The 15,741-nt window shown below is 52.1% G+C and carries 9 protein-coding genes, 1 tRNA gene and 1 pseudogene; 7 read left to right on the plus strand and 4 right to left on the minus strand.

The features are described from left to right. The first annotated feature begins 1,047 nt into the window (after positions 1-1,047). The 3 genes and pseudogenes from MXE39_RS09095 to gmk form a co-directional block, all read left to right on the plus strand. Positions 1,048-1,665, plus strand: coding sequence for a DUF3334 family protein (locus tag MXE39_RS09095; protein ID WP_246976207.1), 618 nt, complete (start codon positions 1,048-1,050; stop codon positions 1,663-1,665). A 476-nt stretch (positions 1,666-2,141) separates the two neighbouring features. Beyond that, complete coding sequence (gene yihA, locus MXE39_RS09100) at positions 2,142-2,792, plus strand: ribosome biogenesis GTP-binding protein YihA/YsxC (protein WP_246976210.1); 651 nt, start codon at positions 2,142-2,144, stop codon at positions 2,790-2,792. 275 nt (positions 2,793-3,067) lie between these two features. Further along, positions 3,068-3,637 (plus strand): annotated as a pseudogene (gene gmk, locus MXE39_RS09105) (guanylate kinase); the annotation flags it as partial. Between the two features lie 425 nt (positions 3,638-4,062). Here gmk and MXE39_RS09110 read toward each other — a convergent pair. Further along, positions 4,063-4,452, minus strand: a complete 390-nt coding sequence (locus MXE39_RS09110; protein WP_246976216.1) for a hypothetical protein — start codon at positions 4,450-4,452, stop codon at positions 4,063-4,065. Positions 4,453-4,479: 27 nt separating this feature from the next. Here MXE39_RS09110 and rpoZ point away from each other — a divergent pair, with 27 nt between their 5' ends. The 4 genes from rpoZ (at position 4,480) to MXE39_RS09130 (ending at position 11,153) form a co-directional block, all read left to right on the plus strand. Next, positions 4,480-4,770, plus strand: coding sequence for a DNA-directed RNA polymerase subunit omega (gene rpoZ, locus MXE39_RS09115; RefSeq protein ID WP_246976219.1), 291 nt, complete (start codon positions 4,480-4,482; stop codon positions 4,768-4,770). 958 nt (positions 4,771-5,728) lie between these two features. Then, positions 5,729-7,837, plus strand: coding sequence for a bifunctional GTP diphosphokinase/guanosine-3',5'-bis pyrophosphate 3'-pyrophosphohydrolase (gene spoT / locus MXE39_RS09120; RefSeq protein ID WP_246976331.1), 2,109 nt, complete (start codon positions 5,729-5,731; stop codon positions 7,835-7,837). Positions 7,838-8,225: 388 nt separating this feature from the next. Continuing rightward, complete coding sequence (locus MXE39_RS09125) at positions 8,226-9,257, plus strand: alpha/beta fold hydrolase (protein ID WP_246976223.1); 1,032 nt, start codon at positions 8,226-8,228, stop codon at positions 9,255-9,257. A 693-nt stretch (positions 9,258-9,950) separates the two neighbouring features. Continuing rightward, positions 9,951-11,153 carry a GTP-binding protein gene (locus tag MXE39_RS09130; RefSeq protein ID WP_246976226.1) on the plus strand — a complete coding sequence of 401 codons (1,203 nt, stop codon included), beginning with the start codon at positions 9,951-9,953 and terminating at the stop codon, positions 11,151-11,153. Positions 11,154-11,781: 628 nt separating this feature from the next. Here MXE39_RS09130 and MXE39_RS09135 read toward each other — a convergent pair. From MXE39_RS09135 to MXE39_RS09145, 3 genes are all read right to left on the minus strand, one after another. Continuing rightward, a complete protein-coding gene (locus MXE39_RS09135; RefSeq protein WP_246976229.1) occupies positions 11,782-12,462 on the minus strand; it encodes a PAS domain-containing protein in 681 nt (226 codons plus the stop codon). 902 nt (positions 12,463-13,364) lie between these two features. Further along, entirely contained in the window at positions 13,365-14,384 is a 1,020-nt protein-coding gene (locus MXE39_RS09140) for an OmpA family protein (protein ID WP_246976232.1), read from the minus strand. 1,032 nt (positions 14,385-15,416) lie between these two features. Beyond that, positions 15,417-15,492 (minus strand) — tRNA-Thr (locus tag MXE39_RS09145). Positions 15,493-15,741: the final 249 nt, after the last annotated feature.

The raw sequence follows: 15,741 nt of genomic DNA on the forward strand, positions 1-15,741 counted from the left end.
GCCCCAACCTGCCCCCTGCCACCTGGAGCCTGCCCCTGTCCCCTGCCATCTGAAACCTGCCACTGTCCCCTGCCCCTGCCACCTGGAACCGTCCATCCTCCCGGCCTGCGCTGCTTTCTCATATCATCCATACCCGTATACCCAAATCACGTCCACGCCGTCTCATCCATACTTGGATTGCCTGCAAGGTAATGCTCAAACAGCTCTGCCTGCCTGAATCTGCCTGGTTATTCAGGACTATGCCTGGTCTGAGGCCGCAGCCTTCTGCGAAAGCTCCTTTGGCCTGTATATCGCTCAGTGCGATATGAAAATATTCACATACTTTGTGTATGTAAGTCTTTTGATAAAATAAACTATGTCAATTTGTGTAAAATATAGTGGTTTACGCTTGAGTTAATTGCAGTTACCGCTAAAATATCACCTTTGAAGTGTTATCTAGATACGGTTTTTTCTCTTCCAGCTATCAGCTTCCCGTGGGTTAAGAGCACTTGCCGTGCTCTGTCAACAAGGCTATCAGCGTGACCCGATAACATAACGTGCCTGCGCCTGAGCAGGTATGAAGAGCTTCCGAAGTAAGACGGAATGTAAGAACAATATATTGATCGGCAATCAGGAAACAGCTGCCATGACAGTGAGTCTTCCCTGAGCAGCAGCCGACATGCTCCACTGAGGATTAAATACCATACGGACTTCATGTCCTGTCTGCATCAGCCATAAGTATTCAGATCAACAGACATTGCTCTGACCGGCCGGCAGCCTCAGTAATAAGCATGAGCAGGCGGCAGCTGACAAAGCCGCAGTCAGTCTGTATTAATTTGCCGGAATAGAGAATTAATTACTTAAGGGTCGATACAGCACATCCAAGCTCATTTTCTGTGCCTGCCTGCCTGATATTTCAGGATCCAGGCAAAGTGGTGTGGTCTGCCTGAATAACACGGTCACTGCTCTCACCTCCCGCGCCCCCGCGCAACAGTTTCAAAGTCAGGTCACTTACGGCGACTTCAGGTGAGGCTCAAAGATTTTTTTGATGTTTTAGAGGCTTGTTTAATGTTAATTTCCAAGCACCAGGTCATTACCTGTGATGATATCCTGCTTTCTCTTTGCGACAGCGTTTGTGACGTTTTAACCGCAGCCACCAACGATAAAGTCTCTTTTACCCCGATGATCCAGAAGATCAACAACACCACCCTGCGCCCTGATATCGGTACCTTTGTACTGTTCACCGGCACTTTCTCAGGAATGGTGGTGCTGAACTTCCCTAAGGAAACCGCCATGGAGCTTTACAGCAATTACATGAAGCTCATGGGCCTTTCTGACAACGACCTGGCCACCAACTACACCTCTGAGGAAGTTTCAAACACCCTGGGTGAGTTAATGAACCAGATGGTAGGTAACTTCACTGCCAAGATGAGTACCACCTTAAACGGCCGTATTCACCAGTCTCAGCCAAAGATGCTGTCCCTGCCTCACCAGGTTGAGATCAACATCAACATGACCCTGGATCACCCTGAAGTTTCCCGTATCACCTTCTTTACCGCCTTTGGCAACGCTTTCTACCTCGAGCTGGCCATGGATCACACCGAGTTCAAGCTCGCCCGTGACCTTGAGCCTGCCGATCAGCCATTAACCCCTGAGGAAATCATGGCTCAGGCCGGTATCGTTTAATTTACGCTACCTGGCGCCCGTCCCGGGTCTCACCGCCTGTTATCAGCCCCGCCAAGGCCTCACAGCATGGTATCTGCTCCGCTCAGGGCTCACAGCCTGGTACGAGCCCCGGCCCGGAACCATGCCATGGCAGGCTGAGGTCATAACCTGCCTGCCCTGAAGGCTTTAAAAGGCAGCTGCACGCTACGGCGTCAGCTGCCTTAAATTTTGGTGCCTGCCAGGGCGCGCAATAACATGACTGGCCGCACCACGCGGCCCGGACAGTACTGCAAGGCAGTCCTTCCCTGAAGATGGCATGCCTGTCTTGCACCGGGTATGACCCTGTCACTATGCCTCCTGGCCTTGCCAGGCAGCGCCTGTGACCGGGCGGCCGGGGAGGCTATGTTCAAGGCAGAGCATTGATGCCCGGCACTTGGTCAGCCGGGATAAAACGTCGTATACTTACGAAAATTTTTGACCCTAATCGAGGTATAGAGATGAGCACACCAGGCATTGATTTTCGCCAGACCCGCTTTATTACCAGTGCCCCGGATCTTCATCGTCTGCCTGACGATCTGGGAGCTGAAATTGCCTTTGCCGGACGTTCCAACTCAGGAAAGTCCTCATCGTTAAATGCAATCTGCGATCAGAACCATCTTGCCAAGACTTCACGTACCCCTGGCAGAACACGTCTTATCAACCTTTTTGAGGTTAAAAAGGGCTGCTCCCTGGTAGATTTGCCAGGTTATGGCTACGCTGCCGTACCTGAAAGCATGAAGCGCCAGTGGCAGAAGTCCATGTCCGAATACCTGCAAAAGCGCAAGGCGCTGCGCGGCATAGTAGTAACCATGGATATCCGCCATCCGCTTAAGGACCACGACCGTCTTATCATAGACTGGTCCCTGGCTGCCAATCTTCCAGCTCTGATTTTGCTTACCAAGGCTGACAAGCTCGGCGTCAACAAGCGCCGTGAAGCCGTAAAGGAAGTAAAGGACATGCTCTCTGAATTTGGCGGCAATTTCACTGTTATCGCCTTTTCAGCATGGAACAAAATCGGCCTCGATGAAGTTCGCTCCATCCTTTCAGGCTGGTTCACCACTTTCCACGGCGTTGAAGCCGACGATTACGATCCTGCAGACGGCGAGTAAGACTCCCACGTCCCCCCTGACCTGTCCGTCATGCGGCGGGTGCTGGCGCCGCCACTTGACGGTGTCCACGCCCAGGGGTGGCCAGGTGCAGCCAGGATCATCAGGCTGCAGGCCCGTGGCGCCAGCCATGTGCTCAACCTGGCAGCGCCCGTCATAACAGTATTTATCGGGGCCAGACTGTCATCCTGGCCATACCAGGCTGCCTGTGCGGCAGGACATCAGGTTAAGACCTGCTGTCAGGAACTCCTGGACACAGAACTCTGGAGAAATCATTCATGTCTCAAGGCACCCTCTACATCGTTTCCGCCCCCAGCGGAGCTGGCAAGTCATCCCTGATCAATGCTCTGCTGAACAAGTTCAACCTCGATGACAGCCTGCGTCTGTCCATATCTCATACCACCCGTGATCCACGTCCAGGTGAGGTTGACCATGAGAGCTACCACTTCGTAAGCACCGAAGAGTTTGAAAAGCTGATTGAGCGTAATGCTTTCTTTGAGTATGCCCGCGTCTTCTCCAACTACTACGGCACCTCACGTGAGATAGTCATGGACTGGATTAATCAGGGCAAGGACGTGCTTTTTGACATTGACTGGCAAGGTGCCCGCATTATCAAGGAGCAGGTACCTGAGGCCGTGAAGATCTTCATCCTGCCTCCATCTCTGAATACCTTAAGACAGCGCCTTATCAAGCGTGGTCAGGACGATGTCGATGTCATCAACAAGCGTATGGCTCAGGCCATGTCCGAAATCTCCCATTACGATGAATACGACTATGTCATCGTTAATGACGACTTTGATGAAAGCCTGATTACTCTGCGCAGCATCATCCTGTCTCACCGCGCCCGCCTTGACAGCCTGCGCAGCAATAACCAGCAGCTGCTTGATGACATGAAGCAGCAGGCCCGTGATTACGAGGCCGCCTGGCTGCCTTGCGCCAGCGCCCTGCAGGCTGCCTTTGCAGCTGCAAGCGGCAGTGGCACCGACAGCGAAGAAAAATAATCTGAGCCTTACCACCGGCAGGCCCCTGGTATCAGGCCATCAGAGCCTGAGACCAGAGGCGGCACGCAGGCAGCGCCCGCCCAGGGCATAAGCATGCTAAGAATATGGCCCAGGCGCTGCTGAGCCACAGTATGCAGTCTGGCCGGGCTGTAAAGCCCGGCTGCATCATGTTATCCGGGCGGGAAAAATTTGTCCTTTATCGGACCGTTACCGATCTGGACCGTGTTTTTCTGTTAAAATGAATGGCTTTTAGCAGTAAATTATGAACGGGCTCAGGATATTAGGTCCATACCGGCGCGCTGCGCCCATGAGACAATGCCCGTTGCTGACAGCATACCGTTTCTTATCTGCAGATAATGCTTAAGACAGCCTTGCAGACAGCAGATACGGTACCCTCCAGGATTCAGGGAGAACACATACTCCCGGCCCTGCCTGTATACGGCCGGCGCCACCTGACAGAACAGGCCCATGCGCCCACCGGCCATGCAGTGCATCATATAATCGGAACCCTGCTTTCCTCTCCGGTTTTTCCCTGTGATCAAAAACAGCCCGTTCCTTTCAGGAATGACGGCTTTTTGCTGTTTGACGCAGCAAAGATCAGCCTGTTGAGTCACACCACTGATTTTTAATTGTTCTGGTAGCCCGTGAAGAGAGCTTTTCATGAGGCAACTAACTTGAGGTAATACATCATGGCTAGAGTTACAGTTGAAGATGCTGTGGCTAAAGTAGGCAACCGCTTTGACCTGGTTCTCATCGCTGCCCGTCGTGCCCGTCAAATCTCAATGAACGGCAGCAAGCCTTTAGTTGATGAAGAGAATGACAAGCCAACCGTAATCGCCCTGCGCGAAATCGAAGCCGGTCTCATCTCTGAAGACTTCCTCGACAAGCAGGACCGCAAGGATTTAATGCGCGGCGACAATGCCAAGCTCCCAGCAGACAATGAGTTTGCTCCTATCGATGGCGTTGAGATGTTCAACTGATAACATCGCGCCAGAGATTTCAGTCCTGACGGACCTCAACAGACCCCTGTCGGCCTCTGCCGACAGGGGTCTGCACATTTTTTGTGCACTGATTCCTTTATGGTGAAAACGTTTTTTGTCCTGATTTGCCCCTGTTAAGTTAAACTGACAAAGCCCTTATTTATGACGGATGCAGAGCATTTTCCCGGGAGATAAAACCCATGAGAGCACACCTGTAGCAGGTCAGCAAATGGAAAATGTTCTTATTATTGAGAGCTGACCGTGTTATTGCCGCTTATAAGCACAAAGACAGGCCCGCGCTCAGGTATACTTAGATGAGCTGTCCTTAATTTGAGCCGGCCCTTGAGGCCTGTCAAAACAGCATCCCAATGAACGATTTACTGTGAGCGCCAGGCAGTGACCTGGCAAGGCAGACGCGGCACGGCGTGCTGTGCAGGCCCGGTGCTGCGCACTGCAGCTACAAACGGCAAAGCGCCGGCGAGCGCTCACATGACACATGCTTTGATCTGGCCTTGCAGAGCATGCTGTCACACTATGGAAAAGGCACGGGGCCGCTGCTGCAGGGTTTACTGGAAGAACTTTCCTGTCTTTTGCAGCCTGGCGGCATGGTACTGCGGCGTCACACTCGCGGCAGAGTTTTGGTGGTTGGAAATTACTTATGGTTTCTCAAAGCAATATCATTACTTCAGGTCCTAGCAGTGTGGGCAGTGCAGCAGTTGCCCCCGGTGAACATTATGGCACCGCCTGCCTTGGAACCACCGCAGCCGCCCTTTCTGCCATAGCCACAGGCTCTGCCCGTGATCCTGTGGATCATGTCCCCTTCCTCGACTCCACCAATGTTAATGCCCGTGATAATGGCGGCTTTTCTGAAAGCCTGGAGCTCAGCGCCCAGATTGCTCATGACCGCGCTCAGGGTACCCAGCAGGAGCATGTCATAGCTGACCCAATTCCTGAGGCTATGGAGTCTGAAAACTTCCATTACTATCTGCCGCTGCACAACCTGGCCTCCTCATATCTGTCAGCTGACAACATGAGAGACATTGACCGAGCCTTTGTGCTTGCAGACAAGGCTCACGCTCCACAAAAGCGTGCCTCCGGCGAACCTTACATCATCCATCCTATTGCTGTTGCCACCATCATTGCCCAGATGCACCTGGACAAGGAATCCATTATCGCCGCCCTGCTTCACGATACCGTTGAGGATACCGTCGTCACTCCTGAAGACATAAGCAGGGAATTTGGCAGCACCGTACAGGACCTGGTAAACGGCGTAACCAAGCTTGATAAACTGCGTTTCCATGACTACCGTGAAGCCCAGGTAGAGAACTTCCGCAAGATGATCCTGGCTATGACCAGAGACATTCGTGTCATTCTCATCAAGCTTGCTGACCGTACCCACAATATGAGAACCCTTGGTTCTCTGCGTCCTGACAAGCGTAAGCGTATCGCCCGCGAAACCCTCGAGATTTTTGCCCCTATTGCCAACCGTCTGGGCATTTCCGATATCAAGATTGAGCTCGAAGAGCTGGGCATTGCCGCTCTGTATCCCATGCGTTACCGCGTGCTCAAGGCTGCAGTTACCCGCGCCCGTAACAACCGCAAGGAAGTTATCAACAATATTCTTGATGCCATTAACCGCCGCCTCAAAGAGGTCAATATCGAATGCCGCGTCCTGGGCCGTGAAAAGCGTATCTACTCCATCTACAAGAAGATGGTCAAAAAGGAACTGCAGTTCCGTGAAATCATGGACGTTTACGCTTTCCGTATCATCCTTGATGATGTAGACACCTGCTATCGCGTTCTGGGTCAGATGCACAACCTTTACAAGCCACGTCCATCGGGCTTCAAGGACTATATTGCCATTCCCAAGATCAATGGCTACCAGTCCCTGCACACCTCCCTTATCGGACCTCACGGTATCCCTATCGAGATTCAGATCCGTACCGAGTTTATGGATCAGATGGCTGCCCGAGGCGTAGCTGCTCACTGGTCTTACAAGGAAAACGGCTGTGAGCCTACATCAACTACTGCTCAGAAGAATGCTCAACAGTGGATTAAGAACATCATTGATCTTCAGCAGAGCGCTTCAAGCTCCATGGAGTTCATTGAGGCCGTTAAGACCGACCTCTTCCCTGACTCTATCTTCGTCTTTACCCCAGATGGCAAGATCTTCGATCTGCCAGCCGGATCCACCCCTGTGGACTTTGCCTATGCTCTGCATACCGACATCGGTCAGCACTGTATCGGCGCCCGCGTCAATCACCGCATGTTCCCACTGGGCCGTCCTCTGCAGTCAGGCCAGAGCGTAGAGATTATTACCTCGCCAAGCGCCGAGCCAAACGCCATGTGGCTCTCCTCAGTGGTAACACCGCGCGCCCGCTCCAAGATCAGACAGTACCTCAAGGGCCTCAAGAGCCAGGAATGCGTACTCATTGGACGCCGTCTGCTGCAGAATGTGCTTAAGGACGTACGTATTGAGGAGATTCCTGAGGAGAAGATGAGTGCTGTACTCAAGGAGTTCAAGCAGCCTGATCTCAACAGCATGCTCATTGATATTGCCCTTGGTAATATCCTTGCCGTGGTAGTGGCCAGGAAGTTCAGAGACGATCTCTTTGCCAGCGACGAGGGCAAGCCAATTACCGGTACCGGCGGTCTGCCATATACCTTTGCTCAGTGCTGTATGCCTATTCCTGGTGATGAGATCATGGGTCACATCACCTCCAAGGGACTGGTAATTCACAACGCCAACTGCTCCAACATCCGTGACGTATCACGAGATCCGGAGAAGTACATGAGTGTGGAATGGGATACCACGGTAACTGCCAGCCTCGACTTCCAGACCGGCTTACGTATTGAGCTGGAAAACCGCCAGGGCATACTGAGCGAAATCTCCAATGCCGTAGACATTGGCGGATCGCAGATCGATGCCATCAACTCCGAGGTCAAGGATGACGGCACCTACCTTATCAATCTGACCATTACCGTCAGAGACCGCCTGCATCTGGCCGGCATTATCCGCCGCATCAAGGCCGTTCCTAACATCATCAGAATCTTCCGCCGCCGCTGATCGGCAGTCGCATGCAGCTTCTGGCGCAGCACAGTCTGCGCAGCAGCCAGGACCACTGCCACAGGCAACGTCCGGCATAACACGGGGCCCTGACAGACAGATGTCAGGGCCCCTTTGTTTTGTGCGCCGCAGGCCCTGTGCATCCACGGGATAATTTTTGTGCCGCATTTGGCGCCCGGCCCACAGCTGTGGGCTGTTATGCTATGATTTAGTAATACTGACAGGAAACCAATTAAGGACCATACCTGGATCAGTAGCAGGTAACCTCAGGGAACTGATCCCTGCCTGACAATTACTGTTCAGGACGCATGCTCAAATCTGCCCAGTCAATAATAAAAAAGCATAATCTCAGGCTCTGACAGAATTGCAGCAGTTGCGTGATGTAAGTATGGTCATAAAGAGAGTTATGGTTATGATTGATCTGCAGAATATTGGAACCGAAGAGTCCTTTGCCGAGCTCTACCCTCAAATTGATGCCTTCTTTGAAAACGATCTCAAGCATCACCGCATTCATGTATCTGATAACCTCTTTTTAAGTGCTGTTGAGCTCAAAGCACCTCAGGGCGCTCCGGGAGTCTCCCTTGAGGACTCCAGCAATACCCTGGTAATCATCGCCGGCCGCGCCGAGACCGAGCACAAGTACGCTGAGCTGCTGTGGCATCTGCGTGATAAGGGCCTGCGCGTACTGGTCTGCTTCGTCCGTGGTCAGGGTCAGTCCTCCATGGTGCTCTATGACTCCAACAAATGCCATATTGAGCGCTTCCTGCACTACCGTGTTGACCTTGAAAACATGCTTTCCTACCTTGATGTAGGTCCTGGCTACAAGATGCTGGGCTTCTCTCTTGGTGGTCTGATTGCCCTTGAGTTCTGCTTCAACACCCGCTTCCCTTACAAGCCAAAGGCCCTGGCTCTTATCTGCCCTTTCCTTGGCATTCCAAACATGCTGGCCCCAAAGGTGGTCTACCCTATTCTCAAGCTGCTGTGCAATATACGCTCATTTGCCCTGTCATACACAGCTCACGGCCGAGAGTACGTAAGACTGCCATTTGAAGAGAACATCCATTCTCACAGCCCGGTACGCTATGACGCCTACCATGACTACTACGTATCTCATCCGCAGCTTGCTCTGGCCGGCCCTACATACAAGTTTGTAAAGTGCTGTATGCAGGCTCAGCAGCGCCTTGACAAGATCAAGTGCAACTTTGACTTCCCTATGCTTTGTCTGTCCGCAGGTGCTGACATGGTAGTATCCACTGAGGCTGCCCGTGAGTTCTGTAAGCGCCACGCCAATGACACCGTGCCTCCAAAATTCGAGCTCATCCCTCACGCCTACCATGATATTCTCAATGAGGATGACAGCTATCGTAATCCAGCCATGCTCAAGGCCCTGAACTTCCTGCTCAACGGCGAAGGTCAGTAACAGTCCTGTTATATGGCCCTTACTGCCTGCTGCAGACTTTCTGCAGCCACCCCATCAGGTTCCTGCAGCCCGGCTCCAATGCGCCCCGCCTCCTGTACACTGCAGTGCAGGAGCGGGGCGCTGCTGTTTTACAGGCTCATGGATCAGCAACTGAAAGCTACAGAAGTGGTAACTGAAAGCTACTATCAGGACGCTCTTTATATCCAAAAGGATTTTGGTAGTACAATAAGCTGCAGGCAACTGAACGGCCGCCCCCATATTTAAGGGATTTTGCCCCATGTATCAGTGAGTTTGCCCCGAAAATCTCAGGGATTTGACTCATTAATCAGGGCGCTGCTTCAGTGCACTTTATTTTCCCCGTCATCTTTGACCGGCCAGGAGCAACTCCCCCGCGCCCATGCGCCCGCTCCTGCAGCCTGCCTCTTGCGCTCCAGGCGCTTGCTGACAGCCATACGGCGATGCAGGTACTGCGCCCTCATGTGCGGCGCAGGCATATACGACGCACCATGTGCGACGCTGGCATATGCGACGCTGGCATATACGGGCCCATATGCGGCGCTGGCACATGCGGCACAGACGCCATAAGGCAGGAACGCTGCGTCCGCTGGAAGTTATGCCCTCATGCACTGGGCACGTACTCAATCTCAGCGTCCCTGGCAAAGAAGACAGTCTTATTTTTCGGAAGTAATACCCATGTCAGATATGCAGGAAGTAGTGGATACTCGTATCCCGGTTAATATCATCACTGGCTTCTTAGGCAGTGGCAAAACCACTTTGTTGAACCATTGGGTAAACACTCCGGAATTTAAAGATACCCTGGTTCTCATCAACGAATTTGGTGATGTAGGCCTCGATCACGAGCTGGTACAGTCAGTTGACGATACCGTTGTGCTGCTGGGCTCAGGCTGCATCTGCTGCACCCTGCAGGGTGAGCTTATCCAGTCTCTGGCTGCCAACTACATCAAGGCCTCAGAAGGTCAGATTCCAAAGTTCAACCGTGTTCTGATTGAGACCACTGGTCTTGCTGATCCGGCCGGCGTTATTTCAACACTCAACAACGATGACTTCTGCGTTGAGACCTTCCGCTATGACGGCACTGTTACCGTGCTCGACGGCCAGTTCGTACGCGAGCAGCTGCAAAAGCAGTATGAGGCCGTAAAGCAGATTGCTCTTGCTGACATCATTCTGATTTCCAAAACCGATCTTATCGACGCTGAGGAAATCGATGCCATAGGTGAGGTAGCCCGCAGCATCAACCCTTCAGCAAAGCTCCATCCTGTAGTCAAGGGTCAGATCACTCCAAAGATCATTCATGAAATCGGTCCTTACAAGGAGTTCAGCCGCCAGAACAATGCTCAGGTCAAAGACTGGCTGGATATCAAGGTACCGGGCAAGGATGCAGGCGGTATCAGCCTTGCCTCTCCGCTGCGCCCTGCTGAGGCCAGATTTGATGCTGCTGTAGCAAAGCCTAAGATCATTGCTCACACCAATATCGAAAGCTTTGCCATCATGCGCGCTGAGCCAATCAACTCTCTGGCTCTTCTTGCTGCCATCAACCTGGTTCAGCAGCAGTATGGTGACTCCATCCTGCGCCTCAAGGGCATTATCGATATCGAAGGCCGTGAGCAGCCTGTCATCATTCACGGTGTTCAGGGGCAGCTCTATCCTGTAGGCGAGCTTGATGAGTGGCCAAATGGCGAGCGTGTCTCCAAGATTGTCTTCATAGTTCGCGCCACCGTACTTGAGCAGATCAGACATATCTTCACCCAGGCTCTGGACAACCCTGACAACGCCACCATCGACTACTACCGCCAGGTTATCAGCGCTGCTGAACGTGCCGGTGACGATGAAGACGGTGTTGAGGAAATCGTCCTGACCGATGCCTACGACAAATAAGGAGTATGGCATCCCACGGAGCTGAGCTGTCACCCGGCTCCTCAGGCGCCCGCGCCGCACTCAATAAAAAACGCTCTGCAGCCTTATGGCTCAGAGCGTTTTTTTGATCCTGCATGACAATCAGCCCCGAAGGCGCCCGGGCAGCTGTGCTGGCGACCTGAGCGGCTGAGCACAGCCGCCTGGGGCCTCCTCAAGGTCACAAGACTCAGGCATCAGGCATGGGCATCAGGCATGGGCATCAGGCATTGGCCAGGCATTGGCATCAGGCATGGGCATCAGGCATGGTCATAGGGCAGATGCTTCATGGCATTTGATATGGCCCGACTTATCGGGCAGTTACGGCATGGGCACAGGCCACCGGGCCATATTTTCTTTCTCACTGGCAGCTGGATGGCAGACTGATAACTGGTCACTTTTGTTATCAGTCCTGCAGTTAAAGCATGTGAATATGCGCTACAGCGCGTGTTAAGCAGCGCCACAGCCGCATGTAAGCGGCGCTGCATGCGCAATGGAGCATGTAAGCAGCGCAATGGCGCCTGAAGGACGACTCAGAGATCTGTGTACCTTCGGCCCGCTGGCCGAAACACTGCTCTGGAGCTGTTGCTTGACTCTGGAGCTGTGGCTGAGCTCAGTCCTTGTCCTCATCTCCGGCTTCGTTGTTCTTGATGGCACGCAGGTGCAGATAAATGGAAGCCTTGGAGAGGTTGAGAATCTCGGAAATGACCGGGATGGCATTTCTCAGGTTGAACAGACCCTGCTTTTGTAACTCCACCACAATGGCACGGGTCTTTTGACGGTGAGGTACTGAATTGTCGTTCTGAACCTCATTTTTAATCTGGTTTACCAGAGCATTGAGCAGATCAGAGGTATCAGTTGCAAAGTACTCGTTATCGTTGCTGCTGTGCTCAGGTGACTGTTCAAAGTCGGCACACATGATGTTAAAGAGCTCCTGCACAGGAGTTTCCAGATCAAGGTTGACGCACAGCAGGCCAATGGCCTCATTGCTGTGATTAACAATCACTGTGGTTACAGACTTCATGGCATGGCCATCACAGGATATGGTCTTGTAAGGACCGAACAGACGCTTGCGGGTGGCCTTGTACTCGGAGATGATTCTCAGAGCCTTGTCGGTTACGGGTGAGCCCAGGGTGCGGTTGGTTTTCTTGCCGTTGTGGATATATACAACTGACCTGTCGAGGTCCCGAAGTGAGTGCAGTACCACTTCCACGCTGTCCTTGAAGAACAGTCCTATCATGTCCACAATTATCTTGTACTGATTGAGAATAGTCTCGTTTTCGAGGTTACTCATAAAAACTCCAGCAGAGGGCACAGGGTAAATACGGAACCATTCACTCTAATATAAACGAGTTCATTAAAATTTTGTTAAGTGAACATCCGTTTTGTGAGTTACTTATCAAAAGTTTTAACTTAATCAAAATTAATTGAATCAATACCGCCTGAGAACACAGCCTCTGGGACCACATTGTTACGTGCTCTTTCTGCCAAAAATCCCAATCTATTATCTGCATTATGGTGCAACAGAATCATCCCTGATGTAAAACAGCTTAAACAGGCTATTTTATACTTGAAAAAAGCCCAGTTTCAGCTCCATAACCAAATACCACCCGTGCCCTTCTCTCAAACTAAAACTGCAGAAATTTGCTGTCAAAAGTACCTGAAATTCAATCTGCAATGAGCCTGCACAGCCCCTTGTTACCTGAATATACTCTATAAAACGCAGCAAAAGGCCCCATAACTACTCTGCAGTCTCCCCGATTCACTCAACAATTGTTTAGCGAACCATACCAGCCCTGTCCAGGTATACCGGCCTTATCCAGGCATGCCGGCCCTGTCCAGCCATGCCAGCCTTATCCAGGCATGCCTGCCCTGTCCAGCCATGCCAGCCTTATCCAGGCATGCCTGCCCTGTCCAGCCATGCCAGCCTTATCCAGGCATGCCGGCCTTATCCTTTGCCCTCATATGGCTCTGAGGCCAGATATGGCAGCTTACGCTGATACATACTGTGCCTTAGTGGGAAGAGCCCGGTTGCAGCGCGTTGCACTGGCCGGTTTTGAAAAGAGCTATTCGGGCATGGCTGGGCTGGGCGATTGGGCGGGAAATTTTGCGGGCAGCAAAAAGCCCCTGAAATCTGAGACTTCAGGGGCTTTTTTATGACCTGCCAGTCAGGGCAGGGCTGAAGTTAAGCAATTATTACTTCTTAACTTCTTCAGTCTTGGCAGCAGTACCGGTTACGTTGATTTCTACGCGACGGTCAGCAGCCAGGCACTTGATTAAGTCCTTACGGGCCATCTTATCATCACAGCCGGTGGATACTGGAGCGGTTGAACCCAGGCCGGAAGCAGAGATGTCAGACTGAGCTACACCCTTGGCAACCAGAACCTCGGCAACAGCAGCAGCACGACGCTCGGAGAGCTTCTGGTTGTAGTCTGGGTTACCAATACGATCGGAGTAGCCAGTTACGTTGTACTGTACGAACTGCAGGTTGGAGTTCTGAGTCTCGAGGATAACCTGGTTGATAGCATCCTGACCCTCCTGGCTTACAACAGCGCTGTCAAAGCCGAAGGTGGTGTTGGCGTCCAGAGTGTAGGTGGTGGTAACAGTCTGAGATACAGGCTCAGCAACTGGAGTGTCAGACTTGCCGCCAAATACGAAGCTTAAGCCGGCGTACATGTAGTTAACGTCAAAGTCGATGCCCTGAGTCTTCTCATCGCTGTCATAAGCGTCGAAGTAACGGTCGTAGCCAACACGTACGGACAGGCTGTCGGCAGGCATGAAGCTTACACCCATACCGGCAACTGGAACGAAGCCGTTACCGTCGTCGGTGGCCAGAGCGTACATTACACCGCCACGTAAGAAGAGGTCAGCGCCGTTGTCGTTTAAAGGTAAGGAGAAACGGGCAGATAACTCTGGGCCGTGGAGGCTGATGCTCTTGCTCTCACCTGCGTTGTCCTCGGCTTTGAAACCACCTAAGTAGTTGTAGGCACCTTCGAGGCTGAACCAGCTGCTTAAGCTGTAACCGCCGTAGATACCGCCGCCGATACCCTTCTTGTCGGTGCTGTGCCATAAGTCGGCATCATTGCCATTCCACTCGGAAAAAGCATAGCCTAAACGGCCGCCGAAGTAACCGGTGTCGGAAACAGCAGCAACAGATACGGAAGCAGTAGCTAACAGAGCTGAAGCAACGGATAAAGCTAATAAATTCTTCTTCATAAGATGATATCCCCGCAGAATACTAAATCTCCTGTTACTGTCCGCTGATTACCATGTTTTAAGGCAGAACATAAGCTGTAACAGAAAGAATCCCACATGACCTGTACTGACTTTGATGAGCGTACGGGCCTCAATTTACCCTGTGCCCCGACAGGATATTAGACATGGGGTGAGACGGAGCCTCACACGGGTCTAGTTTGACTTCTCTTCATTTCGCAATGAGAACCAGGGGCAGAACACCAGTCCCAGGCACCTCTGATGAAGAGCTTTCACGGACTGATGCTGGCGCCGGGGCGCCACAGACAGCATCCCTACTGTCATAAAAATTATAATTCAGGTTGAGAAACTGTCAAAATGCCAGGGGAAGGCAAAAGGATGTTCTCTTATTGCAGGCATTGTTACGGGATGAAAGCCGGCGCAGGACAGCTCAGGTTACATATGAACCCGTGCAAGGACCCATTTTTTTCAAGCATGTATCATGCCTGACAGTCCTGTTTTTCTGACTGTTATTTTCCCCTCAGCCAGAACATTGCAGCACCTGCAGTTACTGCATGTTTTCCTCAGTTTAATGATCCGGCGCGCTCTGATACTCGTGGTGTTTGCGGGCATCAGAATAATTAAAACAAGACAGCGTACCATCTGCAGCTGACAGTTGCATTCCGCGCAGACTAAACAGGTGAGTGATGTATTTGCAGCCCTGAGACACCAACTGGAAGCTGCTTTTCAAATCAGAATCAATGCATACCTTTTGTTCACGGGAGCGGCCTTGCTGTGCACATGCTCTCCATGTCCAGATCTGATATTTATCAGCCTGAAACCATCCGGGATAACCCTGTGTCAGGCTCCGGGAATACCAGCCATGCTACTCTGTTCTTCACATAATATAAAGCGTTTTTGAACATTTTCACCCATGATGACAGTAAAGTCCCCAAAAGCAGCACACATGTCACACGTCCAACAAGGTTAAAACGCCTTTTTCATAGATACAACATACAGGTATAAAAAAATCGCCAGAGGCGACTTTCATGGGGATGGTGCTGGTTGTAGGTCTCGAACCCACGACCCCCTGTTTACAAAACAGGTGCTCTACCAACTGAGCTAAACCAGCATCAAAGTGGTGCCTATTATAGCAACTAAAAATCAAAGATCAACACAGCCCGTCAAAATTTCCAGATCCGGTAGCCCGAGCCCGTATCTGACGGGCCTGCCGCCCCCAGGTACTGTCCCTGGCACATCCGGTACCCCCAGACTCAGGTGCTGCCAGTGCCGCGCTCCGGCTCAGGCAACAGGTGCTGCCCTGGCGCCTGTTCCGGCGCTGGCAGAGCAACAGACATGAGCCCGTGGCCGCTGCGCCTTG

Source organism: Anaerobiospirillum sp. NML120511, from assembly GCF_023050955.1.
Taxonomy (GTDB): Bacteria; Pseudomonadota; Gammaproteobacteria; order Enterobacterales; family Succinivibrionaceae; genus Anaerobiospirillum.